This window comes from Smaragdicoccus niigatensis DSM 44881 = NBRC 103563 (assembly GCF_000380645.1).
GTDB classification, from domain to species: domain Bacteria; phylum Actinomycetota; class Actinomycetes; order Mycobacteriales; family Mycobacteriaceae; genus Smaragdicoccus; species Smaragdicoccus niigatensis.
Map to the genome: position 1 here is coordinate 308,509 of NZ_AQXZ01000015.1, position 24,646 is coordinate 333,154.

General features: G+C 64.6%; 18 protein-coding genes. 7 read left to right on the forward strand and 11 right to left on the reverse strand.

All coding sequences use genetic code 11. The features are described 5' to 3' along the window. Positions 1–5: 5 nt before the first annotated feature. Positions 6–2,204 carry an ATP-dependent zinc metalloprotease FtsH gene (gene ftsH, locus F600_RS0110140; RefSeq protein ID WP_018160502.1) on the reverse strand — a complete coding sequence of 733 codons (2,199 nt, stop codon included), beginning with the start codon at positions 2,202–2,204 and terminating at the stop codon, positions 6–8. 247 nt (positions 2,205–2,451) lie between these two features. On the opposite strand from ftsH, the gene F600_RS27710 reads away from it, so the two are divergent. From F600_RS27710 to F600_RS0110155, 3 genes are all read left to right on the forward strand, one after another. Beyond that, positions 2,452–5,052: a non-ribosomal peptide synthetase gene (locus tag F600_RS27710; RefSeq protein ID WP_040630953.1), complete on the forward strand. Its 2,601-nt coding sequence runs from the start codon at positions 2,452–2,454 to the stop codon at positions 5,050–5,052. A 69-nt stretch (positions 5,053–5,121) separates the two neighbouring features. Continuing rightward, on the forward strand, positions 5,122–7,719 hold the full coding sequence (locus F600_RS0110150; protein WP_018160504.1) for an AMP-binding protein: 2,598 nt from the start codon (positions 5,122–5,124) through the stop codon (positions 7,717–7,719). A gap of 10 nt (positions 7,720–7,729) precedes the next feature. After that, the gene (locus F600_RS0110155; RefSeq protein WP_018160505.1) at positions 7,730–7,996 is read left to right on the forward strand and encodes a DUF2277 domain-containing protein; all 267 of its coding nucleotides are present in this window, start codon (positions 7,730–7,732) and stop codon (positions 7,994–7,996) included. A 13-nt stretch (positions 7,997–8,009) separates the two neighbouring features. On the opposite strand, the gene F600_RS0110160 is transcribed toward F600_RS0110155, so the two are convergent. From F600_RS0110160 to dacB, 8 genes are all read right to left on the reverse strand, one after another. After that, positions 8,010–8,816 (reverse strand): RsiV family protein, encoded by an 807-nt coding sequence (locus F600_RS0110160; protein ID WP_081628787.1) that lies wholly within the window; start codon positions 8,814–8,816, stop codon positions 8,010–8,012. An 88-nt stretch (positions 8,817–8,904) separates the two neighbouring features. Then, entirely contained in the window at positions 8,905–9,318 is a 414-nt protein-coding gene (locus F600_RS0110165) for a Rieske (2Fe-2S) protein (protein WP_018160508.1), read from the reverse strand. After that, entirely contained in the window at positions 9,315–10,559 is a 1,245-nt protein-coding gene (locus F600_RS0110170; RefSeq protein WP_245541510.1) for a ZIP family metal transporter, read from the reverse strand. The genes F600_RS0110165 and F600_RS0110170 overlap by 4 nt, the downstream gene beginning before the upstream one ends. Before the next feature lie 24 nt (positions 10,560–10,583). Then, positions 10,584–11,864, reverse strand: coding sequence for an amidase (locus F600_RS0110175; protein WP_018160510.1), 1,281 nt, complete (start codon positions 11,862–11,864; stop codon positions 10,584–10,586). Between the two features lie 55 nt (positions 11,865–11,919). Beyond that, positions 11,920–12,468, reverse strand: coding sequence for a hypoxanthine phosphoribosyltransferase (gene hpt / locus F600_RS0110180; RefSeq protein WP_026306379.1), 549 nt, complete (start codon positions 12,466–12,468; stop codon positions 11,920–11,922). A gap of 17 nt (positions 12,469–12,485) precedes the next feature. Further along, positions 12,486–13,505, reverse strand: a complete 1,020-nt coding sequence (gene tilS / locus F600_RS0110185; protein ID WP_018160512.1) for a tRNA lysidine(34) synthetase TilS — start codon at positions 13,503–13,505, stop codon at positions 12,486–12,488. Then, positions 13,481–14,515: a zinc-dependent metalloprotease gene (locus F600_RS0110190; RefSeq protein WP_026306380.1), complete on the reverse strand. Its 1,035-nt coding sequence runs from the start codon at positions 14,513–14,515 to the stop codon at positions 13,481–13,483. The genes tilS and F600_RS0110190 overlap by 25 nt, the downstream gene beginning before the upstream one ends. A gap of 75 nt (positions 14,516–14,590) precedes the next feature. Next, the gene (gene dacB / locus F600_RS0110195; RefSeq protein WP_018160514.1) at positions 14,591–15,919 is read right to left on the reverse strand and encodes a D-alanyl-D-alanine carboxypeptidase/D-alanyl-D-alanine endopeptidase; all 1,329 of its coding nucleotides are present in this window, start codon (positions 15,917–15,919) and stop codon (positions 14,591–14,593) included. Between the two features lie 29 nt (positions 15,920–15,948). On the opposite strand from dacB, the gene ppa reads away from it, so the two are divergent. Continuing rightward, entirely contained in the window at positions 15,949–16,605 is a 657-nt protein-coding gene (gene ppa / locus F600_RS0110200; protein ID WP_255222427.1) for an inorganic diphosphatase, read from the forward strand. A 39-nt stretch (positions 16,606–16,644) separates the two neighbouring features. Beyond that, positions 16,645–18,300 (forward strand): phosphoglucomutase (alpha-D-glucose-1,6-bisphosphate-dependent), encoded by a 1,656-nt coding sequence (gene pgm / locus F600_RS0110205; RefSeq protein ID WP_081628788.1) that lies wholly within the window; start codon positions 16,645–16,647, stop codon positions 18,298–18,300. On the opposite strand, the gene F600_RS27715 is transcribed toward pgm, so the two are convergent. Further along, a complete protein-coding gene (locus F600_RS27715) occupies positions 18,263–21,289 on the reverse strand; it encodes an MMPL/RND family transporter (protein WP_156024513.1) in 3,027 nt (1,008 codons plus the stop codon). The two genes, pgm and F600_RS27715, sit on opposite strands and share 38 nt — an antisense overlap. A 225-nt stretch (positions 21,290–21,514) precedes the next feature. Then, on the reverse strand, positions 21,515–23,137 hold the full coding sequence (locus F600_RS0110215; RefSeq protein ID WP_018160518.1) for a YhgE/Pip family protein: 1,623 nt from the start codon (positions 23,135–23,137) through the stop codon (positions 21,515–21,517). 626 nt (positions 23,138–23,763) lie between these two features. Here F600_RS0110215 and F600_RS0110220 point away from each other — a divergent pair. Together F600_RS0110220 and F600_RS0110225 are read left to right on the forward strand one after the other, a co-directional pair. Continuing rightward, positions 23,764–24,003 (forward strand): 2-oxo-4-hydroxy-4-carboxy-5-ureidoimidazoline decarboxylase, encoded by a 240-nt coding sequence (locus F600_RS0110220; protein WP_018160519.1) that lies wholly within the window; start codon positions 23,764–23,766, stop codon positions 24,001–24,003. Between the two features lie 79 nt (positions 24,004–24,082). Then, positions 24,083–24,553, forward strand: coding sequence for a flavin reductase family protein (locus F600_RS0110225; RefSeq protein ID WP_081628796.1), 471 nt, complete (start codon positions 24,083–24,085; stop codon positions 24,551–24,553). Positions 24,554–24,646: the final 93 nt, after the last annotated feature.

The following is a 24,646-nucleotide window of genomic DNA, read 5'->3' on the forward strand; positions in this document are numbered from 1 at the left end:
AGCGCTCACTTTCCCTCGTCAGCGGGGGTTTCTGCGCTCTGCTCGAGTTCCGGCTGAGCGTGCTGCGGAGCCGCCTGGTGTTGCGGTGCGGACTGCTGCGATGCGGACTGCGGTGGCGGCCAGCCCGGCGCCGACCAGCCCGCTGGCTGGCCGTAGTTCGGCCCGGTCGGCTGGTACGCGGGGTACCCGTTCGACATCGGCGCCTGCGCCCACGTCTGCTGCGGCGGCGTCACGGGCGGCGCGTCGTCCCCTTCGGGCGGCCACGGCTCACCGCGTTCCGCGGCAAGCTCGGCGGGAGTCTTGATCGGCGGCTTGTCCGAGGGGGTGCGCTCACCGAAGTCGTTGAACGTCGTGATGCGCGGGCGCTTTGCGACGGCCACCAAGACTTTCTCGAGGTCGACGCGGTGCAGCGTCTCGCGCTCGAGCAGTTCCTTGGCAAGGTCGTCGAGAACGTCGCGGTAGTCGTTGAGGATGGCCCACGCCTCGGTGTGCGCGGCCTCGATGAGGTTGCGCACTTCCTCGTCGATCTCGCGCGCGATCTCGTGCGAGTAGTCCGGCACCATACCCATCGTGCGGCCGAGGAACGGGTCGCCGCCCTCCTGCCCGTAACGCACGGCGCCGAGTCGAGCGCTCATGCCGTACTCGGTCACCATCGCGCGCGCGATCTTGGTCGCCTGGTCGATGTCGGAGGACGCGCCCGTCGTCGGCTCGTGGAACACGAGCTCTTCGGCGGCACGACCACCCATGGCCATGACGAGACGCGAGATCATCTCCGAGCGGGTCATGAGGCCCTTGTCGTCCTCCGGGACGGTCATGGCGTGACCGCCGGTGCGACCACGGGCCAGGATGGTGACCTTGTAGACAGGCTCGATGTCCGGCATCGCCCACGCCGCGAGCGTGTGACCACCCTCGTGGTACGCGGTGATCTTGCGCTCGTGCTCACTGATGATGCGACTCTTGCGGCGTGGTCCACCGACGACGCGGTCGACGGCTTCCTCGAGCGCAGCTCCGGTGATGATGCCCTTGTTTTCACGGGCGGTCAGGAGCGCGGCTTCGTTGATGACGTTGGCGAGGTCCGCACCGGACATACCGACGGTGCGCTTCGCCAGGCCTTCGAGGTCGACGTCCGGCGCGATCGGCTTGCCTTGACCGTGCACGCGCAGGATCGCCCGGCGACCGGCGAGATCCGGGTTGCTCACCGGGATCTGACGGTCGAAACGGCCGGGACGCAGCAGCGCCGGGTCGAGGATGTCGGGGCGGTTGGTGGCGGCGATGAGGATGACGCCGGCCCGGTCGCCGAAGCCGTCCATCTCGACGAGCAACTGGTTCAGGGTCTGCTCACGCTCGTCGTGACCACCACCGAGACCGGCACCACGCTGGCGGCCGACCGCGTCGATCTCGTCGACGAAGATGATGCACGGGCTGTTCTGCTTGGCCTGGTCGAACAGGTCGCGAACACGCGAGGCACCGACACCGACGAACATCTCGACGAAGTCCGAACCGGAGATCGTGAAGAACGGGACGCCCGCTTCGCCGGCGACCGCACGCGCGAGGAGCGTCTTACCCGTGCCGGGAGGGCCGTAGAGCAGAACACCCTTCGGGATCTTGGCGCCGAGTGCCTGGTAGCGCGTCGGGTTCTGGAGGAAGTCCTTGATCTCGTAAAGCTCTTCGACTGCTTCGTCGGCACCGGCGACGTCCGAGAACGTCGTCTTCGGCATGTCCTTCGAGAGCTGCTTGGCCTTCGACTTGCCGAAGCCCATGACGCCGCCGCGGCCGCCGCCCTGCATGCGACCCATCATGAAGATGAAGAGCGCGAGCACCGCGACCATCGGCAGCACGAACAGGATGATCGAGGTGAACCAGCTGTCCTTGGTGACTTCGGTGTTGAAGCCCTCCGCGGGGTCCGACTGCTCGACGGCCTGGAAGATCGTTGAGGACACGTCGTACGGGTACTTCGCGATGATCTTCTCGGCACCCTTGGTGTCGTCGACATCGATGCTTGTCTTGAGCGTGAGGCGAACCTGCTGCTCACGGTCGTCGATCTGCGCAGACTTGATGTTGTGCGCTTTCATCTGCTGCAGCGCTACCGAGGTGTCGACCGAGGTCCATCCGCGGGTGTTGTCGGACATCCACGCGTAGGCGAACAGACCCAAAAGGATCGCGCCAACGATTGCGACGTTACGGAAGACATTCTTGCGGTTCATACAGCGTCGGCCACTCAGGCCTGTCCTTTCGGTCCCGGAATCACCAACACTACCGGTCGTTCACCCGACGGCATCTCGGGGCGTTCCGTGACGACGACGTACACATCAGGCGACCGGTTCCCGGCCGATGTGCAGGGGTTCGGGTGCGACCATGCAGACACTTCAGTAATACCCGGCGTTCAGTGATAAACCGGACACGCGTGACGTAGACCCTACTACTTCTTTAATCATTCAATACGATCCTCGTGTGGCTACCCTTACTAGCCCGGCGAGCAGGTTGCTTGAGCATCTGCGTAATTTCGGGCAGCAAACTGCGCTGATCAGTCAGCGCGAGGTGCCTTTGACGTACGCCGAACTCGCCGATCAGGCGGAGAAATTCGCGAAGTCGCTCGGTACCGGCCGCAAATTGGTGATGCTCGCCGGCCAAAACGAAATTTCCGCGATCGTTGCTTATCTCGGTGCCCTCGTCGGCGGCCACACGGTATTACTCGTTCCGGATTCCGCCGCGAATTCCGATTCCGATCTCACCCAGATCTACAACCCGGACGTCATCGTTTCCGCGCTGAGCGACAACCAGTGGGAAATCCTGGTACGACACCCGGACTCCGTTCACGAACTGCACCCTGACCTGGCACTTTGCCTCAGCACGTCCGGTTCGACCGGGTCGCCGAAGCTGGTTCGGCTTTCGTACGAGAACCTGGTTTCCAACGCGTCGGCGATCGCGGAGTACTTGTCGATCACCGACGCGGACCGCGCGATCACCACCCTGCCCATGTACTACTGCTACGGGCTCTCGGTCATCCACAGCCATCTGAACCGCGGCGCCGGCCTGCTCGTCACCAACGATTCGGTTGTCGACCGGTCGTTCTGGCAGTTCTTCGCCGACAACGACGGCACGTCCTTCGCGGGCGTCCCCTACACGTTCGATCTGCTGGACAAGGCCGGGTTCGAGCAGATGGAACTCCCGACTCTGCGCTACATCACGCAGGCCGGCGGGCGCCTGGCACCGGAAAAGGTGCGCAATTACGCAGCGATGGGTGCGCGCGCCGGCTGGGATTTCTTCGTCATGTACGGGGCGACGGAAGCGACGGCCCGCATGGCATACCTTCCGCCGGACTTGGCCGAGGCACACCCCGAGTGCATCGGTGTGCCGATCCCGGGCGGCTCCTTCCGCATCGAACCCATGGAGGGCCTCGAGGACGGAGCCGGCGAACTCGTCTACTACGGCCCGAACGTCATGATGGGCTACGCGCAGTCCCCCGACGACCTCGCCAATGGCCGCGACGTCCACGAACTCCGCACGGGCGACATCGCCCGGATCACCGACTCGGGCCTCTACGAGGTCGTTGGCCGGTCAGCTCGATTCATCAAGCTCTTCGGACTTCGCATCGATCTGCAGCGGATCGAGTCCGTTCTCGCGGCGGACGGCATCACCGCCTGCTGCGCCGGTACCGACGAGAAGCTCGTCGTAGCGGTCGAAGGCCGGGCAAACACTCCGGCCATCCTCGACAAGGTCGCCGAAACCGCACATCTGCCGAAACATGCCATCGACGTCTGCGCGGTCGCGAAGATGCCGCGCCTGGGATCCGGGAAGCCTGACTATCCCGCGATTCGCGCCTTGGCCGCCACCTCTGCGCCGGCCGCGAAGGCCACCGGTGTCCGGGAACTCTTCGCCACCGTGCTGCGCGTTCCGGCCGCCGAGGTCACCGACGCCAGCACGTTCGTCGCGCTGGGCGGCGATTCGCTGTCGTTCGTCACGATGTCTGCGCGCTTGGAGAAACTGCTCGGCCACCTCCCCGAGGACTGGCACCAGCGGACGGTCGCGGAGCTCGAGGCCAGTCGGCGGGAGCCGAAGGGCATCTTCCGCACTGTCGAGACCGGAATCGTGCTCCGCGCGCTGGCGATTCTGTTCATCGTCATCTCGCACACGGGTGTCATCCACATCGAAGGCGGTGCGCACTTCCTGCTCGCCGCCTCGGGCTACTACTTCGCGCGATTCGTTCTCACCGACAAATCCCGCGTCGAACGCGTGAAGCACAGCGTCATGACAATCCTGCGAATCGCGGTGCCCTGCGTGTTGTGGATCGTGTTCGTGCGCGCCACGCTAGGCACCTATTCGTTCACCAATGCGCTGTTCGTCAACCGGATATTCGGTCCGGTCAACCTGCTCACGCTGCGAATTTGGTACGTCGAGGTACTGGTCGACGTGCTGATCGCGGCCGCGGTCGTGATCGCGATCCCCGCCATCGACCGACTCGAACGCCGGAAGCCGTTCCAACTCGCGACGGTCCTTGCGCTGTTGCTGCTGTCGACGCGGCTGATCCCCTTCGACAGCCTCCCGCACCCTGACCTCCACGGGTTCCAGACCGTTCACCAGTGGACGCTGTTCAGCGTGTTCGCGGCGTTCTTCTTCGCCTTTGGCTGGGTGGCCGCGAAGGCCACCACCACCGGCCAGCGACTGCTCGTCTCCGCGATGGTCCTGGTGTCGATGATCGGCTACTTCGACCCTCGGTACGTCGCCATCGCCCGCACCTATGAATGCGCGATCTTCATCCTGCTGCTCATCTGGGTCCCCCGGATGCGCCTCCCCGGGTTCCTCGTCCCGATCACCACGACGATCGCCAATGCGTCACTGTTCATCTTCCTGATGCACTGGCAAGTCTTCGAAGTCATGCCGCACACGAACCCGTTTACCCTCGCGCCGGGCATGAACCTGATCGCAATCGTCCTGTCGATCGTCGTCGGAATCCTGGTCTACGAGGGCTGGAACAGGTTCAGCAGTGGGGTCGAACCACGCCTCAAAGCACTCTGGCAACGGTCCACTAGTCGAATTCCGGTCGCCAGTTAATTCCTGTGAATATTGAGACACGCGATGGTTATCGTGGCGTTATCTGAATAGGAAAATAAGATCCCGGCTGTGGCGACGCGTATCCAGCCAGGCAGCCTGATTTCCGAGCATTTCCGAAAGAATGGCGATCGGCCGGCACTCATCAGCCAGGTCGAACCTGCGCTGACCTATGCCGACCTCGCCGATCAGGTCGAGGACTTCGCCGCTCGCCTCGGTCCGGAACGCAAACTCGTCATGTTGGCGGGCCGAAATGACACGTCTGCCCTGATTGCGTATTTAGGAATTCTCGCCGCCGGCAGTGTCGTTCTCGTCGTCCCCGAAACGGCCGCCGGACCGGACTCGACACTGACGCGCACCTACAATCCGGACGTCGTTGTCTCCGTTGGCGAAGCGGGCTGGGAAATCGCGACGCGCAACGCGACGTCGGTGCACGATCTGCACCCTGACCTGGCGTTATGTCTGAGCACTTCGGGATCGACCGGGTCCCCCAAGCTCGTTCGGCTCTCCTATCGGAACCTCGTCGCGAACGCCCAGGCGATCGGGACCTACCTTTCCCTGACGAGCGACGATCGAGCGATCACCACGCTCCCGATGTACTACTGCTACGGCCTGTCCGTCATCCACAGCTATCTGGTCGCGGGCGCGACGCTGATGCTCACGAACGACTCGGTCATCGACAAGAGCTTCTGGAGTTTCTTTCGGCAGCACCGCGCGACGTCGATCGCCGGAGTTCCGTACACCTACGAACTTCTCGACCAGGCCGGCTTCGCCAAGATGCACCTCCCGAGCCTGCGGTACATGACGGTCTCGGGCGGCCGACTCGCGCCGGCCAAGGTCAAGGAATACGCCGGCCACGCGCGTCAGGCCGGATGGCAACTGTTTCCGATGTACGGCTCCACCGAGGCCACCTCGCGCATGGCGTACATGCCCCCCGAGCTGGTTTTCGACAACCCCGAGTGCGTCGGTGTGCCCATTCCGGGCGGAGCATTCCGGCTCGATCCCGTGGACGGTCTCGACGACGACATGGGCGAACTCGTGTACACCGGCCCGAACATCATGCTGGGGTACGCGCAGTCAGCGTCCGACCTGGCCAAGGGTCGGGAACTCGACGAACTGCGCACCGGCGACATCGCGCGCCGAAAGCCCAACGGGCTCTATCAGATCGTCGGTCGCTCCGCGCGTTTCATCAAGCTGTTCGGCATCCGAATCGATCTGCAACGCATCGAATCGGTCCTCGAATCTCAGGGGCTTACCGCGGTCTGCACCGGCGACGACGAGCAGCTCGTGGTGGCCGTCCAAGGGCGGGCTGCGGTCGCCGACATTCGGGCGCGGGTTGCGGCGATCACCAACCTGCCGGCGCACGTCATTCAGGTCGTCACGGTCGACGAATTCCCTCGCTTGGGCGCGGGCAAGGTCGACTACGCGGCGCTCCGGGAGCTGGCCGCCGATGCCTCGACTGCGGAATCGCAGGGTGACGTGCGCGATCTCTTCGCGCAGGTGCTTCGCATTCCGGCGGCCGAGGTCACCGACAACAGCACGTTCGTCAACCTCGGCGGCGACTCGATGTCGTTTGTGACGATGTCCGTCCGACTCGAGAAACTTCTCGGCACCCTCCCCGCGGACTGGCACACGAAGACGGTCGCCGAACTGCGAGCTCACGATCGCCAAAAGCCCGGGCGGTGGCGAACGGTCGAGACCGGAATCGTCCTACGGGCGCTGGCGATCCTGCTCATCGTGGTCTCGCACACGGGCCTCATGCACGCCGAAGGTGGCGCACACTTCCTGCTGGCCGCCTCCGGCTACTACTTCGCGCGGTTCATCCTGAGTGACAAACCCCGTTCTGAGCGCGTCAAACACAGCATCACGACACTGCTGCGCATCGCCATCCCATGCCTGGTGTGGATCGTCCTGGTGCGGCTGACGCTCGGCACCTATGCGTTGTCGAACGCCCTGTTCGTCAACCGAATATTCGGGCCCGTCAACTCCCTCACACTGCGGATTTGGTACGTCGAGGTGCTGGTCGACCTGCTGATCGTCGCCGCGGTGGTGATCGCCATCCCGGCGTTCGATCGCCTCGAACGCCGGAAGCCCTTCCAGCTCGCACTCGGAATCGCCCTTCTGCTGGTCTCGACCAGACTGATTCCGTTCGATGTCTTGCCCCACCCCGATCTCGGGGACCTGCAGACGGTCCACCAGTGGACGCTGTTCAGCGTGTTCGCCGCGTTCTTTTTCGCGTTCGGTTGGGCGATCGCGAAGGCAACCACCAACTGGCAGCGCGGGCTCGTCTCCGTGCTCGTCATCGCTTCGCTGATCGGGTACTTCGATCCCCGGTACTTTGCGATCGCCCGCACCTACGAATGCGCGGCGTTCATCCTGCTGCTCATCTGGCTACCGCGGATGAAGTTGCCGCGCTGGATCGTCCCCGCGACGACGCTCGTCGCGAACTCGTCGCTGTTCATCTTCCTCACGCACTGGCAGGTGCTGGAACTGATGCCGCGCGTCGACGCGTACACGCTCGCACCTGGTTTCGACTACGTCGCCATCGTGTTGTCGATCGTCACCGGCACCCTCATGTACCTCACCTGGGACAAGGTGAGCGGCTTCCTCGAGCCGCGCGCGAAGCACGCCTGGGAACAGTTCCGGGCGCGAGAGCACGTACCGGCCTAACCTGTCCGGTATGTGCCGAAACATCACGCCATTGCGCGGTTTGGAGCCACCTGCCACCGATCAGGAAGTCGAAGCTGCTGCACTGCAGTTCGTGCGCAAGGTCGCCGGACTGAGCAGTATCTCCGCCGCCAACAAACCACTCGTCGATGCGGCGGTCGCGGAGATCGCCCACATCACGCGGCACCTGCTGGCCGATCTGCCGGATCGCAAGGTGCCGCCGAAGGTAGATCCGCCGCTGCGCCGGATTGCGGCGCGCGCGGCGGCATCGACTTCGTAGTACTGCGGTCCTCCTAGTACAGCTTCTGCGCCAGCACCCCGGCGAACACGGACCAGGGCATGGTGACCACCTGTAAGCCGGCGGCGTGCGGACCGACCTGGTAATCGTCGAAGTGGATCTCGATGCCGTACGAGGTGGGAATCCAGTTCGCGAAGTTCTTCGCCGTCGGGGCGATGCCACTCTCGTCCACCGAGCCGATCTTGGCGATGATCTGCTGCCTCGCTTCGTTCGACAGTCGCTGCAGCGCCTCGTGCTGGTCCGTGAACAGATCGGTCAGCATCACGGGTTGCGCCGTCGCCTTGTTGATGACGAACGTCGCGATGTGCGGGGTCGGATGCGCGCTCATCGGGTCGTGATGGTTGACCGAGGTGATCAGCAGGCCCGTGATGACGTCAGTGCCGATGACGGCCTGCGCGTCCTGGCTGGAGACGGTCCAGTATCCCGAAGTGGAACCGTCATTGCCGAGCGCGACCTGCTGGTCGTGCAACGACGACAGGACGCTGTTGTTGAACCGGTCGACGACCGCCAGGTCGTCCCCCGAGATCCACGGGACGTCGACGTCGAACGTGACGGTCCCTTCGGTCGCCTGGTACTTGTGATAGACCACCGAGAACGCTCGGTGTCCATGCGGGCTGCCGCTGGACGTCGTCGCGTCGGAGGTGGTGGTTGGGGCGGCGGCGGTCGTCGTGGTGGTCTTAGCAGTTGAGCTCAGGCCCGTTGAGGACGCCACCGGATTGCCCGCCATCGGCGAGCAGGCGGCCGTCGCGATGATCACGACAGCAGCGGAGCCAATCATCGAGAGGCTGTTCCGGATGTTCATGATCGCAATTCTTGATCATGGATCGCTAGCCGGACAGGTCACCTAGGTGTGGGAAAAACCCACCCGACCTGTGACTCCGGACACCACGTCAGCTGAGAGTGAGCGTTCCGCCGTTGTCGGCAACGGTCTTCTTGGCCAGCGGGGCGGTCGCAGGCCCGCCGAGAACCTGGCCGGTCGCGGCGTCGAACCTGCTGCCGTGACACGGGCAGTGAATCTCGTTGTTCGACACCTCGGTCACCGAGCAGCCGGCGTGGGTGCAGACCGACGAGAACGCCTTGAAAACGCCCGCCTCCGGCTGCGTGATGACGACCTTGTCGGTCGCGATGATGACACCACCGTTGACCGGGATTTCGGACGTCTTGAGCGTCGTGGCGCCGCTCGGGTCCTTCGAGGTCGGGACCGAATTCGTGTCGACCGTGCCCACGTTGGCGCAACCAGCCGTCACGGCGACGCCGGCAATCGCGGCGCCGGCGAGAAAAGTCCGACGGTCACAGCAGCTCATGCGGGGATCACCAATCCAGTAGCGAACATGACGACGATTCCGGCGGCGAGGCCGGCCATCGACACACCGTCGAGACCACGACCCGGCACCCGCACTGCGGGGGCGACTGTGACGATCACCTGAACTATCGCTCCTACTCCGACACCGAGCAGCGCCGCCGACGCTGCTGGGGTTGCGATGGCGGCACCGGCGATCGCGCCGACCACTGCCGGCGCACCGGCGAGCAGTCCGAGGCCGAGCAACACCAGAACGGAGACTCGTTCACGACCGACCGGAGCGACTACCGCGAGCCCCTCCGTTGTGTTGTGCAGGGCAAACCCGAGAACCAGAGCGGCACCAAGCGCGAGTTCGCCAACTGCATAGGCACTTCCGATCGCCAATCCCTCACCGAGATTGTGCAATCCGATACCCACCGCGATCATAACGGAGAGGCCGATTCCGCTTCGGGTGGCGGCTGCGCCTCGCCACCGACGGACGAGCGATCCGATGAGTTGCAGGGCGATGTAGGACAGCGCCGCACTGAAGACGACCAGGGCCGGTCCACCAAACGCGGCACCCGAAGGCCCTGCGACCTGGATGCCTTCGACGGTTCCGTCGAAGGCCAGGAAGGCGAGCAGACCGATGGTCAGCGCCATGACGAAACGGATCGCGGACGGTCCGGCACGACGCAGGACTGGCAGGAACAGCATTCCGAGCAAGACCGGCAGGATGCCGACGTAGAGCCCGAGGAGCGCCATCGTCCCGAAGAAGCCCGCACTGGGAACAGGACTCTCCACCGCGACCGGGATCGTGTGCGTTATCGCGACGCCGCTGGAGGTCAGCATCGAAATCCGGTACGGCTGCCCTTCGATCCACGGGTAGTAGAGCGTCAGAAAGGCCGAATCGAGTCGCGCGATGGGGTGGTCTGCGCCGATGAAGTTCACATAGGTGTCATTGACCGCGACCTGCGCGATCGTGACGTCGTCGGCTCCGGTGTTGCGCAACGCCAGGGAGATCTCACCCGGTTTGAAGAACGTCTTCTCAACCGCGAGTTGCTCGATCGGCGGCCCGGACCGAGTGGGCAGACTCGGCCCCGCGAGCATCGCGATCACGGCCAGTAATGCCGCCACGAGGGCAGCGACCACACCGCCACGCACCCACTGGCTGGATGCGTCGATCGTGCCGGCGTCGTCGATCTTGGAAGCACCGAGGTACGACGCGTCAGCAGACGTAGCGTCGCTGGTCATACCCAAGTTTGGCATACCGAACTTTTTATTTCAAAGAAACTAAAAGGCCACGACGGGCCAGGGATGCCGCGATTCGATCTGGGCGGCGAGCCCGAGGATCGTCGACTCGGAGCCGGGCGGACCGGCGATCTGGACCGCCATCGGCGAACCGTCGGGGTGCCGACCCATCGGCACACTCGCCGCCGGCCAACCGAGGATGTTCCACATTCCCATCAGCGGCGCGTAGCGGCAGGCCCAGGCGTTCGAGATCCAGCCCGTCCGGCTGAAGTGCTTCGCCTTCGGCGCATTCCGGGCCAGAGCAGGCGTGATGACCAGCTCATAGCGTTCGAAGAACGGGGCCACGGCCGCCTCGAGGTTCGCCGTCGACACGCCCTCGAGGTGGAGGGCGTTCGCCAGCCGGCCGAGCCGGATGTGCGTCCGATTCCGGCGCTCGAGGCCCCGGAGCTTCTGCCCCTGCGCGTCCTTGGCGGCCGCAGCGCACCAGCGGATCACGGTCGCGTTCATCGAGGGGTACGGCAGCGCAGCCGATTCGACGTAGTGACCAGCGGAGACCGCGACCGACCCAGCGACTCGCGCCGCCGCGCGCCAGTGTCGGTCGCCACGAACCATCGCCATGGGCGGAAGGGACACGTCGAGTGCGATACGCAGGCGTGCGGGATTGCTGAGAACCGCAAGACTCGGATCCGCCGCCATGACCGACAGCGCCAGGGCCGCGTCGGCGACCGTGCTCGACAGGACGCCGTTTTCGACCATTCCGCCCCACGACGTCCTCCCGACCTCGGACGGGACGACTCCGGCACCGGGCTTCAAGCCGAAGATTCCGCACACGGCAGCGGGGATTCGGATCGAACCCAAGCCGTCGTTGCCATGCGCGACCGGAACCATGCCGGACGCTACCGCGGCAGCGGCGCCACCGGAGGAGCCACCAGCACTGAGTTCTGGCTTCCAGGGGTTGCGGGTCACCCGCTCCGGGTTGTCCGTCATGGGCCAGATGCCGCACTCCGGGAGCGCCGTGTATCCGACGACCACCGCTCCGGCGGCCTTCAATCGCGTCACGACCGGATGATCGGCGTCGATGTTGTCCTTGATGGCGACTGGAACTCCGGCCATCGGCAACTCGGAGAGGTTCGGGCGCGACTCCAGGCTCTTGGCATCGGCGAGAGCGGACTCGTCATCCACCCAGGTGAACGCGTTGAGCTCGCCATCGGACTGCGCGATTCGGGAAAGTGCGGCGCGCGTCGGCGCCACGGGATCGATCGCTGCCGAGCGAACTGCACTGGCGATGTCGATCGCGGTCCGCGCCGGGGCAGAGCTGGTCAACGCAACCCTCCTTGGAACGCGGCGGTATCGAGTGAACCGCCGCCCGCTCGCAAGGCTACTTGTAGATCTCGGGCTTCAGCAGACCGATGTACGGCAGGTCGCGATACCGCTCGTTGTAGTCGAGGCCATAACCGACGACGAATTCGTTCGGAAGCTCGAATCCGACCTCGGCAACCTGGACGGCGCGCACTGCCTCGGGCTTGCGGAAAAGGGTGACCACCTCGAGCGACGCGGGCTTCCGACCCTTGAGGTTGCGGACGAGCCACGACAGCGTCAAACCGGAGTCGATGATGTCTTCGACGATGAGCACGTGCCGACCGGCGATGTCGCGGTCGAGGTCCTTGAGGATTCGGACGACACCCGACGACGTCGTGCCAGAGCCGTACGAGCTGACCGCCATGAATTCCATCTGGGTCGGGATCGGAATTGCGCGCGACAGGTCGGTCATGAAGTAGACCGCGCCCTTGAGGACGCACACCAGAATCAGGTCGCTGTCGATTTCACGCTCGGTGTAGCGCTTGCCGACGTTCGCCGCGAGTTCCTTGATCCGAGCCTGGATCGTTTCTTCGGTCAGCAGAACCTCGGCGATGTCACCGTCGTACACGCGCATCGACTCCTTCGTCATAGCTGATCAGAACCGAGTGTCAGAGTGCCATGTTTGCGGGTTGCAACCAACCTCGCGCCGGTGGTTCCGCCGTTTTGACTCCCCGGCGCTCCGCTTACCCCTGGAACTGCGACCCCACCTTGTCCGCGCCAGTCGGTGACGAGCCGGTCGATCGCCCGAACCTGCACGTCATTGACGGCCCGCGCACCGCTGTCGAGCAACCACGATCTGATGACCCGCCGGCGCAGCGCGGCCGGTTGCGGGAGGAGGGTCGCTGTATCGAGCCCGGCCGGACGCGCAGCTTCGCGTTGCAGGGCAGCCGCGAGTTCATCGAGTACGTATCCGTCATCGCGGAGCTGATCCGCGGTTCGGGCGAGCGCCTCCGAAACTCCCCCACCGAGGACGTCCTCGAGCAGCGGCAAGACGTCCTGCCGGATTCGAACACGGGTGAACTCCGGCGAGAAATTGTGCGGATCGACGTGCGGCTCGAGCCCGAGGTCAGCGCACGCGGCGCGGGTCGTCTCGCGCTTGATCGCGAGCAGTGGGCGACCCCACGGATCGTCGAATTCCCGCATGCCCCAAATGGATCGAGGTCCCGAGCCGCGCGCGAGCCCCAGCAGCACCGTCTCGGCCTGATCGTCGAGCGTGTGGCCCAGGAGAACCGGTGAACCGTCCCGGGCGGACTCGAGCGCGGCGTACCGGGCGTCCCGGGCGGCAGCTTCGAGGCCGCCATCCCGGCCGACCTGGACCGACAGGATCTCCGGAGTCGCACCGAGTTCACGTGCCGCTTTCGCGGCCAGCCGCGCCACCTCGTCAGACCCGTCCTGCAACTGGTGATCGACGATGAGCGCCCGCACGACCTGCGCTTCCGCCACCGCGCCGGCCAGCAGAGCCAACGAATCGGCCCCACCCGAGACGCCGACGCACACTGTGCCGATTGGCGCGTACCTCGAAATCCACGACCGGACGGCCTGCCGAATCGCCAGAATCGCCCGGGTCTCGGGCAATCGGCTCAGGCCAGAACGCGCTTGATCCATGCCTCGGGGTGTCCGATCTCACTCGCCAAGGGCAGGGTCTCCGGACTGGTCCACACCGTGTTGAACCGTTCCATTCCGACTTCCTCGACCACCGCATCGACGAACTTCTTGCCGCGGACGTACTGCTGCATCTTGGCGTCCATGCCGAGCAGCGCTCGAATCAAGCGGTGAATCGGGTTCATTCGGCGACGCCGACGGTTGTCGAACTTCGCGCGGATCTCCTTGACGGACGGCACGACCGCCGGGCCCACCGCGTCCATGACGTGGTCCGCGTGACCTTCGAGCAGCGTGCCCAGAGCGAGCAGGCGGTCGAGCGCGTCACGCTGTGGCGGTGCCTGCGTCGCACGGAGAAGCCCGATCACGCCGCCGGGTGAGTCGGAATCGGCGGTGCCCTGCCGGCGCTCGCGCAGCTCAGCTGCCAAACGGGCGACGACGTCCGTCAACGGTTCCGTACCGACCGCGGACAGAATCGCGACCTGCTCACGCATGTAGTCCCGAATCCACGGGGCGGCGGCGAACTGAATGCGGTGCGTCACCTCGTGCAGGCACACCCAGAGCCGGAAGTCCGCGGGGTCGACCTTGAGCATCCGCTCGACCATGACCATGTTCGGCGCGACCAGCAGCAGCGTGCCGTCCTCGCCCGTGAACGGGTCGTACTGGCCCAGGATTGCCGACGACAGGAACGCGAGCACCGCGCCTGCCTGCAATCCGGCGGTCTTGGCACCGAGCGGCGACTTTCGGTCCTCGTCAGCGGCGTCCCCTTCGGCGAGGTTCGCCATCGAGGAGGCCGCAGCCCGGACCCACGCGCCGCGATCGACGATCTGTGCGCGGGGAATCGGGAGCCCTTCGGCGAGTCCGGTGACTTCGCGAACGGGCAGTTCGGCAGCCTTGGAGATCTCCTCGAGGTCCGCGACAACCGCTTCCGCGCGCTCGCGACTCACCTGCGGGCCCCGCGGGGCCAAGCGAGCTCCGGTGCGGGCCGCGAGATCCCAGTCGATCGCGCCCGCCAGGCCGCCCGCCTTACGGGTGTCTTCCCCGCTATCCGGCTGTGCAGGCTCGGCACCGGTCACTGGATCTCCCCCCGATCATCGACAGACGCAAGTTCGGAGAGCGGCCGCGATCGCGTCGAGCGCTGGCCGGCTCACACCAGGTGCCGTGCCGTTCGACATCAGGGCGAATGTCAGTACCCGTGAGTTGACCGTGACGACAAATCCGGCGAGAGAACTCGCTTCCGCCAACGTACCTGTTTTCGCACGTACCCAACCGGCGCCGGCTCGATCTCCGGCGTCGAAGCGATCTTCGAGTGTGCCGTTCGCACCCGCGACCGGCAGGAAGTCGAGCATCGGGCGCAGCGCCGGCCGGCCGTTTCCAGCCGCGGCGACCATGATCTTGTCGAGCACTCGCGCGGGAATCCGGTCATCGTCGGACAGCCCGCTCGCGTCCTGAATCGACACCCCGGTCATGTCGAAGCCGGCTTCGGTGAGCACCGATGTCACGGCCGCGACCACCCCACGGAACGACGGATCGCCACCGCGCTCGATGACCAGTTCCCGGCCGATCGTCTCGGCCAGGATGTTGTCCGAGTGAGCCATCATCTGCGTCATCCGCTCGCCCAACGTCGCCGACTGAACCTTCGCGAGTTCGCGTGCGTTCGGCGGCGCGGTGCCGGGCTTGACGTCGGTGGAGTCGATCCCCAGCCGTTTGGCGATCGCCTGAGCCACGTCGATCGCCGGGGTGTCCGAACGCGGTGCGTTCTCGTCGTTGGCCAGGCGCGAACCGTCGATCATCACCGGTGCGAGCGGGGCGATGAACCCGCCGGGAATGTCCTCCGCGTGCCACCCCTGCGCCATCGCCGGGCCGGTGAACGCACTGGTGTCGAGGGTGAGTGACGTGAACTTCACGCCGCTCTTCTTGATCTGCGCCGCGAGGTCGTCGATTCGCGCGGCTCCCGGGTAATAGCTGGGCGTCCCGACCGGAGCCGCACTCAACGTCGGGTCACCGCCGGCCACGAGGACGATCTCGCCCGGATGTGCGCCGGCCACGATCCGGGTCGTGAGTCGGTGGTCGATCGGCAGGGTCAGCAACGCTGCGGCGGTCGTCAACAGCTTCGCCGTCGACGCCGGAACGGTCGCCTTGTTGGGATCCGAGCTCCACAACACCCGGCCGGTTTCGGCATCGGAAATCTCGCCGGTGAAGTTGCCCAATCCGGCTGCGGTTACGAGGTCAGCCAAAGCACGCTGCAGCGCAACGGGATTCGGAATCGGAGCCCCTGATGGCAAGTCTTTGATCTCGGGATTCAAGCTCACCAAGGGCGGCGCCGGCGCAATCGAAGTGGCGTTCGCGCCCGTCGGTCCGCTGGCGCGTACGAGGACGACAAGCGAAGCGACGACTGCGACAACGGCGGCCACGGCCATCAGCGTCCGGAGTTTCCGGCCACCGAATCTTGCCAATCCAAACAACGGAGCTCCGAATCAGATGTATTGGAGTAATTGGGAATCTGCGTAAGCACAGATACCGCCCGTGCCACCCTATCCGCGGAGGCAGTAGTCTTCCTGTAACCCTCCCCAGGGAGCAACAGGCGAAGAGAAGTGAGGACGAGCAGGTGGAATTCGACGTAACCATCGAGATCCCCAAGGGTCAGCGCAACAAGTACGAGGTCGACCACAAGACCGGGCGCATCCGCCTCGACCGCTTCCTCTACACCTCGATGGTTTACCCGGCCGACTACGGCTACATCGATGACACCCTTGGCGAAGACGGCGACCCGCTCGACGTGCTCGTCCTGCTGCCCGAGCCGGTCTTCCCGGGCGTGATCATCGAGGTTCGTCCCGTCGGCGTCTACCGCATGGTCGACGAGAAGGGTGGCGACGACAAGGTCCTCGCTGTCCCGACTGGCGACGAGCGTTGGGACCACATCCAGGAGATCGACGACGTTCCGTCTCAGACCCTGGAAGAGATCAAGCACTTCTTCGAGCGCTACAAGGACCTCGAGCCCGGCAAGTTCGTCAAGGGCTCGGAGTGGGTCGGCCGCGAAGTGGCGGAGAAGATCATCACCGAGTCGTTCGAGCGCTTCAAGACTGAGGGCGACCACTCGCACTAAAGCGAAGCTTTCCTGAGTGCCCCGTTATCGACGTCGGTAATGGGGCATTCTTTCGTTGTGAGCCGTGCAGGACAACCCGCCGCCGAATCCGACCTCATCGACATCGATGAACTCGTGTCCGCGTACTACGACCGAAAACCAGACGTGTCGATTCCCGGGGAGCGCGTCGTCTTCGGGACGAGCGGCCATCGCGGTTCGTCACTGTCGACGAGTTTCAACGAGAACCACATCCTCGCGACGACCCAGGCGATCGTCGATTACCGAATATCGCAGGGGATTTCGGGGCCGGTGTTCATCGGCCGGGATACCCACGGCTTGTCGAAGCCCGCGGAAGACACCGCCATCGAGGTGCTGCTCGGCAACGGCATCGACGTGCGCCCGGACTCGCGCGGTTCGTGGGTCCCCACCCCCGCCGTCAGTCACGCGATCCTGGCCTACAACCAAGGACGCGAAGACACCGATCCGGGTCGCGCGGATGGCATCGTCGTCACACCGAGCCACAACCCGCCCCGCGACGGCGGATTCAAGTACAACCCCCCGCATGGCGGACCGGCCGACACCGACGCCACGAGCTGGATCGCGGATCGCGCGAACGAGCTCATCGCCGCGGGATGCCTCGATGTGAAGCGAGCCGCCGGGGAACCGTTGGAGCCGTACAACTTCCGCGCGGCTTACGTGCACGATCTCGGGTCGGTCGTCGACCTGGAGGCCATCCGGAAATCCGGTATCCGGATCGGCGCCGACCCCCTCGGCGGGGCATCCGCGGAGTACTGGGAGCTCATCGCCGAGACGTACGGCATCAATCTGACGGTCGTCAATCCCGAGGTCGACCCGACGTGGCGATTCATGACGCTCGACTGGGACGAGAAGATCCGGATGGACCCGTCGTCACCGTCCGCGATGGCGTCGCTGGTCGCACGCCGCCACGATTACGACATCCTGACCGGCAACGACGCCGACGCCGACCGCCACGGGATCGTGACGCCGGACGCCGGTCTGATGAACCCGAACCACTTTCTCGCGGTCGCGATCGACTACCTCTTCTCGCACCGCCCGAACTGGCCTGCGGACGCTGCCGTCGGCAAGACGCTGGTGTCGTCGATGATCATCGACCGCGTCGCAGCGTCGCTCGGCCGCCGCCTGCTCGAAGTACCCGTCGGATTCAAGTGGTTCGTTCCCGGGCTCATCGACGGAACCGTTGCCTTCGGCGGCGAGGAGTCCGCGGGCGCCTCGTTCCTCCGGAAGGACGGAACGGTCTGGTCGACCGACAAGGACGGGCTGATTCTGTGTCTGCTCGCGGCGGAGATCCTCGCGGTCACCGGCAAGACGCCGTCCGAGCGCTACGCCGAGCTCATCGCCGAATTCGGGGTCGCCGCCTACGAACGAGTCGACGCACCCGCGTCGCCCGCACAGAAGGCAGCGCTCGCCAAGCTCTCGCCCGAGGCGGTCACGGCAACCGAACTGGCTGGCGACCCCATCACCGGCAAGCTGTCGCACGCACCCGGCAACGGAGCTGCGATCGGCGGGCTGAAGGTGCAGACCGAGTTCGCGTGGTTCGCCGCCAGACCGTCCGGAACCGAGGATGTCTACAAGCTCTACGCCGAGTCGCTTCGCGGACCTGCGCATCTCGTGCAGGTGCAGGACGAGGCGCGGCGGGTCATCGCCGATGCGCTTGCGCCCGGCGATGGACAGTAGACGGCCACCAGCTGTACCGGCCAAGGACCATGGCGATCGCGGGCACGACGAGCGTCCGGACGACGAAGGTGTCCAGCAGGATGCCGAACCCGATGACGAACCCCATCTGCGTCATGAACCCGAGGCCACCGGCGATGAGGCCGAACATGCTGGCCGCGAAGATCATGCCCGCTGACGTGATCACCGAACCGGTACTCGCGACCGTTCGGACGACTCCCTCGCGATACGACTCACCGGTCTCTTCACGTAGTCGGGCCATCAGCAGCAGGTTGTAGTCCGCACCGACGGCGACCAACAAAATGAACGTGATCATCGGCACCCACCAGAACAGGTGATCGCCGAGAATGACCTGGAACACCAGCACGCCGGCCCCGAGCGCCGACAGATACGTCAGCCCGACGGTGATCAGCAGATAGATCGGGGCGACGACGGCGCGCAACAACAGCGCGAGGATCAGGAAGACGACGAGCAGCGTCGCAATGACGACCGTCCGCAGGTCTCGGCTGAAGTAGTGCTGAAGGTCCGTCACGACGGCCGGGAAGCCTGCGAGACCCACCGTCGCACCCTGCAACGACGTGTTCGGCAATGCGCTGGCGGCCGTCTCGTCGATCCGATCGACGAGGGCCCTCGACTCGGCGCTGTACGGGTCCTCGGTCGACTCCACGAGATAGCGGACCGTTCGTCCGTCCGGCGAAATGAACATCTTGGCCGCGGTCTTGAAGTCCGGATTCTGGAGGATCGTGTTGTCCATGAAGAACCCCGAGGCGGCCGGCGAGGCTGCTTCGCGGGACAGTTTCTGCAGGTAGTCAGCCATTTGTCCGAGCGCGTCGAACATGCCGCTCGACGTACCGGTGAGTTCGTTGACCATCCGCGACATCTCCGGAAAGTCCGTCAGGCCCATCGCCTTCAGCTGCGGGTACAGGTCGACGAACTTGCCGGCCGCGGCGGTGATGGATGCCAGATCCGTCCCGCCGACGATGGTCGACATCTGGTCGAACAGCGAGGTCATCTCCTGAATCGACTGGGAGATCGGCTGGCCACCGGTGGCCTGTTGCATCGCATCGCGCAACGCCACGAGCTCGGCGAAGACCTCGCCGTCGGACAGGGTCTGCAGTTGCTTCAGCTGCGGCAGCAGCTTCGCACAATCGGGGGTCACCGCGCACCATGGGAAATGCTCCAGACCATCGATGATCGGGCGCAACGTGTGCGACACCTGCTGCGCGGTATGAGCCCACTCGTCCATGTGCGCCATCGCGAAATCAGCCTGGTCGAGCAACGCCTTGGACTTCGCCATCTGTTGGATGAGCGGTTTGTACCGGTCGAGGAGGGCGATTGCCTGATCAGACGCCGAAAGCATCGCCGGCATCGTGGCCACCAAGCGATCGAAATCCGGCAAGGGCGTACCGGCGAATTCGTCCTGGATGAGCCTCGCCGCCGCAGTCAGGTTGTCCAGCTGTGGCTTGTACTTCGTCACCGCCGCGCTCGAGTCCGCGACCTTGTTGCCCAGTTGGCCCATTTGCCACGCAATCGTGGCTTCCGTCAGCTTGTGGCCGTCCGGTCGAGTTATTCCGCGAACAGCCGAGACGCCGGGTAGTTGAGCGACCCGCCCGGCGAGCTGTTCGAGATCGGCGAGGCCCTCCGGCGTGCGGACGTCTTTGTCGGACTGGATCAGCAAGAACTGCGGGTAAAGCACATTCGGTGCGAAGTTTCGCGCGACCAACGCGAAGCCACGATTGCTTTCGGCAGTCGACGGGAGCGCCGCACGATCGTCGTAACCCGGGTTCATGAGTGCACTCATTCCGGCCAGCACTCCCAGCAGCGCCAAGGCCGTGCCGAGCATCCGGAACGGCCGGGCGACAACTGCCCGCCCGACGCGTTCCCAATACGCCTGGGCCCGCTCGGGTTTCGGTAGTCCGTAGCCTCTCCGCGCGGCAACTGTCAGGACCGCAGGCGTGAGCGTCAGCGCGCAGACACATCCCGTGGCCACACCGACTGCGAGCATCGGGCCCATCGACGCCAGCGGCCTGAGCTTGGCGAAGGCGATCGCGACGGACGCTGCGATGACCGTCGCCGCCGACGCCAGGATGACCGGCCCGATCGCTGCCGACGCCGAAACGATTCCGTCCTCCGGCGAGGCGCCCTCGCGCACGCGTTCGTGGAAACGACTGATGAGGAACACCGAATAGTCGATGCCGACCGCGATCACGACCACGGTCATCAGCGCTTCGGCGTTTGCCGACACCGGCATACCGAGAGTTCCGAGGCCGGAAACGAGGCCCCGGGCTGTCCCGATACCCAGGCCGAGAGACACCAACGGAATGAGAGCCGTCACCACGGACCGATAAACGACCAGGAGGATGACGGCAATGAGCACACCGGTCGCCGCCGTGATCTTCGCCAGCGCGTTGGTCGTGGTCACGAACGTATCGGCGACCGACCCCGGAGGCCCGCTCACGTAGCCCCTGAGGCCCGAACCCGCCAGAGTCTGCGCGGTGATCTCGCGGACCGTGGCGACGCTTTCGGCGGTTGCCGGGGACCCTGGATCGCCTCGCAGCCGAACGGTCAGCAGCGAGACGCGACCGTCCTTGCTCACGGCGGCAGACCGGGTTCGCGCATCGGCCAGCGGATCCGAGACCGAGAGCACGTCCGGCTTGGCCGCCGCGAGCTTCAATGCGAGAACGCTGTGGAGTTGCTGCCTGGTCTTCGCATTTGTGTCTGGCCCGTCGATGACGATGACCGCGGAATTCTGCGCACCCTGTTCGTCGAAGGCGTGGGCCATGGCGGAAAACAGCTGTACCGAATGCGCGTCGGGCGGCAACGATGGCGGAGCCTGCCGTTCGATGACGGATCCTAGCTGCGGCCACGCGACGTTCGTGATCGCCGCGATCGCCAACCAGGTGAGGATCGCGGCCTTTGGCCAGCGCGTGAGGACTCCGGATACGCGCGCGCACCACCGCCCGAGGGGTGTCACGGTATCCGTTGAATTCACGGTGTCTCCGTCGCCGTCGACGTAGCCGCCACGCGTTCGCGCGAACTCTCAATTCGTTGCGTGGGGAGAAAAGCCAAGATCAAAAAAGGCTAACTGGAATTTGGTTGTGGGGTTCAACTTTCAGCGAGCGGAGTGCGGCGCGATAACCAGGACGAACCGACCCCGCCCACGGTGACCGGGAGGTGTCACCGTGGGCGGGGTCGGGAAGTGTCCAGCGATTTCGCGTTAGCCGACCACGACCACCTCACCCTGTGCAGTGCCGTCCGCGGCCAATTCGCTGACGCGAGCCTCGTGGCGGCGACGCACTGTGCGCACAGCTGCCACGTTGACAGCGGCTGCTGCCACGGCGATCGCGGACATGGCCACGAGCGATGTCGCGAGGCCGGGGGCACCGTTGAACGCGGCGATCATCCCGTGGCGCACCACGGTCATCGGGCTGATCAGGTGCAGCCACTGGAACGGCGCAGGCAGCGTCTCGACCATCCACACGCCACCGAAGGAGAACAGCTGCAGCATTCCCAAGGACAACGCCGTCAACGCTCCACCGGCATATCCGAATACCGTGAACAGGATCGACACCAGGGCGACATTCATCAGCGTCGCGACCGCCGTGACGGCAACCACCGCGAGATAGCTGTGCGGGTTCGGGTGCGGGGTCAGGCTCATCCAGACGGCGCTTCCGACCACACCGACCGACACGAGGCTGATCAGGGAGACCGCTCGCGCCCGGTGCAGGACTTCGCGAACCGTCAGCGGCGCGTCCTTCCCGGTCAGGTAGCGCTGCGCCCGGAACGACATGAACACCACGATCACGGCAAGCAGGCTGGCGAGCTCCAGCATCAGGGGTTCACCACCGGGTCCTGAGAACTGAGCCCGCGCCAGGAACACGTCGTCGCCCTTGACCGGCGTCGACAGGAGCTTCGCCAAGCTCTCACGCTTCTGTGTGTCACTGAGGTCCGGAACCTGCTTGGCACCATCGGCGAGCCCGGTGTGCAGTCGAGCGCTGCCGTCGACCAGCTGGTTGACGCCGCTGCGGTACTCCTTGTTCGGGTCCGTGAGCTGATTGGCGATCTCGCGGCTGCCGGCCTGAAGACGCTGCAGACCATCAAGGAGATCGACGAGTTCCTTCACTCCCGGAGGCTGCACCGGCATCGCCTTGAGCTGCTGCACAAGCGCGATCATCGGCGGGCTGTTCGCCCAGCCGACGAGCTGATCGATACCGTCGGCAACCTGCGTCGCGCCATCACCGAGTTGATCAGTTCCGGCCTGCAACTTCACAAGTCCGTCGGCGAGTTGGCCGGATCCATCCGCGGCCTTGTTCAATCCCGAGCCGATCTTGTCGACGCCGTCCACCATCTTGCCGACAGTTTGACTGGACACTCCCTCGAGGACGGCAGCGTTGATCCGACTCATCGCGACGTCGCCGATCTGCGATGCCTTGATGGTGTTGTTGTCGTTGTAGACGACCGTGATCAGCGCCGGCGCGTTCGTCGTCTTGCCGATCAGGGCGAGCGTGGTGCTGAAGGTCTGGGGGATCTTGATGACGAAGTAGTAGTGACCGCTGGCCAGTCCGGCCATGGCCGTGCGCTCGTCGGTTGCTTCAAACCCGAGCGCCTGGGACTGCAGCAGGTTGTTCGTGACCTCGGCGCCGGCGTTGACGCGATCGTCACCCTCACCGAACGGCTTGTCCTCGTTCACGATCGCGACCGGCATCTGGTTCACAAGTTTGGTCGGATCCCACATCACCCACATGTAGACCGCGGAAAACGCGAGCGGGGCGGTGACCAGTACGGCAAGAAACAGTCGAAAGAGTCGCGATCGCTGGACGCGACTAGGTTCGGTTTTCATGATCGAGACTCCCGGTCAAGCTTTGGCTCCGACATGACGACTTTCCTTCCGTACGTACATTCCTGGCGGTCACCACCGCCGAGTCGATGTACAAATCCTTCGAAATGTAAAACAGGCGATTCTGGTTTTGTGAACGCAAATTATCTTTACCAGGATTCGATACTCATTCGATATGCAAATAGGTGGTCGAATTTAGTGAAGCGCGACACAAGAAAACTACATTCGAGCAGTTCAGGGGATGTTTATGCACCTATTGTTGTGGTGGCCACCACTAATCGAACACGAGGGCTCAATCGTTTGTCGCTCGTAACAAGGGTTCGCGGAAATAATTCGTCACCCGCGCAGGAATAGGCAATGCGATTCAACGGCGGCAACGCACCCGCACGGAACGTCAATTGCGGAGTTCTTCCGACCGGAGGCCGCCATCAGGAATTCCGGGCCGATGAAGCTGCTCCCGCGGCGGACAAGGCGGCGCCGGCCCCATGTAAACCCTGTGAAAATCTGCCCGCCAGACCCTTGGATTTCACACGGGCACAGACAACAGTGTGAAGAAGTGACCGCCAGCAGACTGTCAGGAGGCGCGATTGCTTCTCCATCGATCGATTGGACTCGACAGGTTCAATGCGATGCCGCGATCAAAGGCGATCCACGCTCTGTACGAATGCTGCAACCACGTGACCATGGCCGCGAAACTCGCTGACGCGCGGCCATTCACAACCCACGACGATCTGGTCAACCGGATCGACGACGAATTCACGGTGCTGTCGCTCGCCGACCAGGCGACCGCACTTCATCCGGTTGTCATCACGATGCGCCTGACGGAGATGCTCGGCCCACCCGAGGGCTGGCCCGAGTACATGCCCTGACTCGGCTAAAGTCGAGTTCGTGGACGGTTTCGTGGAGACGAATCAGGTCGGGATCGGTCCTGACCAGTATCGATCTGCCATGCGCCGCTACCCGGCTGGCGTCACGATCGTGACGATGCAGACCGACACCGGTCCGATGGGCTTCACTGCGACGTCGTTCGCATCGATCTCGCTCACCCCTCCCCTGATCTCGTTCAACATCTCGCACGTTTCGTCGTGCATTGACGCGATCTACCAAGCCGAGACCGTCGTCATCCACTTTCTGGGTGAGCATCAGCGGCATCTCGCCGAACGTTTTGCCCGGTCGGCCGAAGACCGATTCAGCGATCCGAGTCTGTGGCGTGCACTGCCGACCGATGAGCCGGTACTGCACGGCACCCCGCTGTGGCTCCGCGTCAAGGTGCAGAAGCTGATTCCGATCGGCGATCACACGCTCGTTGTCGGTCTGGTTCTGCGTGTTCACCAGGACATGGACGACCCGGCACCAGCACCGCTGCTCTACCACGAAGGCAGCTACTTCCGCCCGCAGGAACTACCGCCGGCGACCTGACCGTCAAAGGTCACTGAAAGTGAATTTTCATCACTTCAGACTCTCCGGTCACTGTGACCAACACCCCGGCCCCGGCCTCCCCGAGACACTCCA

Bases quoted from the DNA above. Each gene is read 5' to 3' on its own strand.
- F600_RS0110215 (WP_018160518.1), bottom strand. From the start codon at position 23,137: ATGAAAACCGAACCTAGTCGCGTCCAGCGATCGCGACTCTTTCGACTG.
- ftsH (WP_018160502.1), bottom strand. From the start codon at position 2,204: ATGAACCGCAAGAATGTCTTCCGTAACGTCGCAATCGTTGGCGCGATC.
- F600_RS0110165 (WP_018160508.1), bottom strand. From the start codon at position 9,318: ATGAGCTGCTGTGACCGTCGGACTTTTCTCGCCGGCGCCGCGATTGCC.
- pgm (WP_081628788.1), top strand. From the start codon at position 16,645: ATGGGGCATTCTTTCGTTGTGAGCCGTGCAGGACAACCCGCCGCCGAA.
- F600_RS0110220 (WP_018160519.1), top strand. From the start codon at position 23,764: ATGCCGCGATCAAAGGCGATCCACGCTCTGTACGAATGCTGCAACCAC.
- F600_RS0110225 (WP_081628796.1), top strand. From the start codon at position 24,083: ATGCGCCGCTACCCGGCTGGCGTCACGATCGTGACGATGCAGACCGAC.
- F600_RS0110155 (WP_018160505.1), top strand. From the start codon at position 7,730: ATGTGCCGAAACATCACGCCATTGCGCGGTTTGGAGCCACCTGCCACC.
- dacB (WP_018160514.1), bottom strand. From the start codon at position 15,919: ATGGCCGTGGCCGCCGTTGTCGCAGTCGTCGCTTCGCTTGTCGTCCTC.
- tilS (WP_018160512.1), bottom strand. From the start codon at position 13,505: ATGGATCAAGCGCGTTCTGGCCTGAGCCGATTGCCCGAGACCCGGGCG.
- F600_RS0110170 (WP_245541510.1), bottom strand. From the start codon at position 10,559: ATGCCAAACTTGGGTATGACCAGCGACGCTACGTCTGCTGACGCGTCG.
- F600_RS0110160 (WP_081628787.1), bottom strand. From the start codon at position 8,816: ATGAACATCCGGAACAGCCTCTCGATGATTGGCTCCGCTGCTGTCGTG.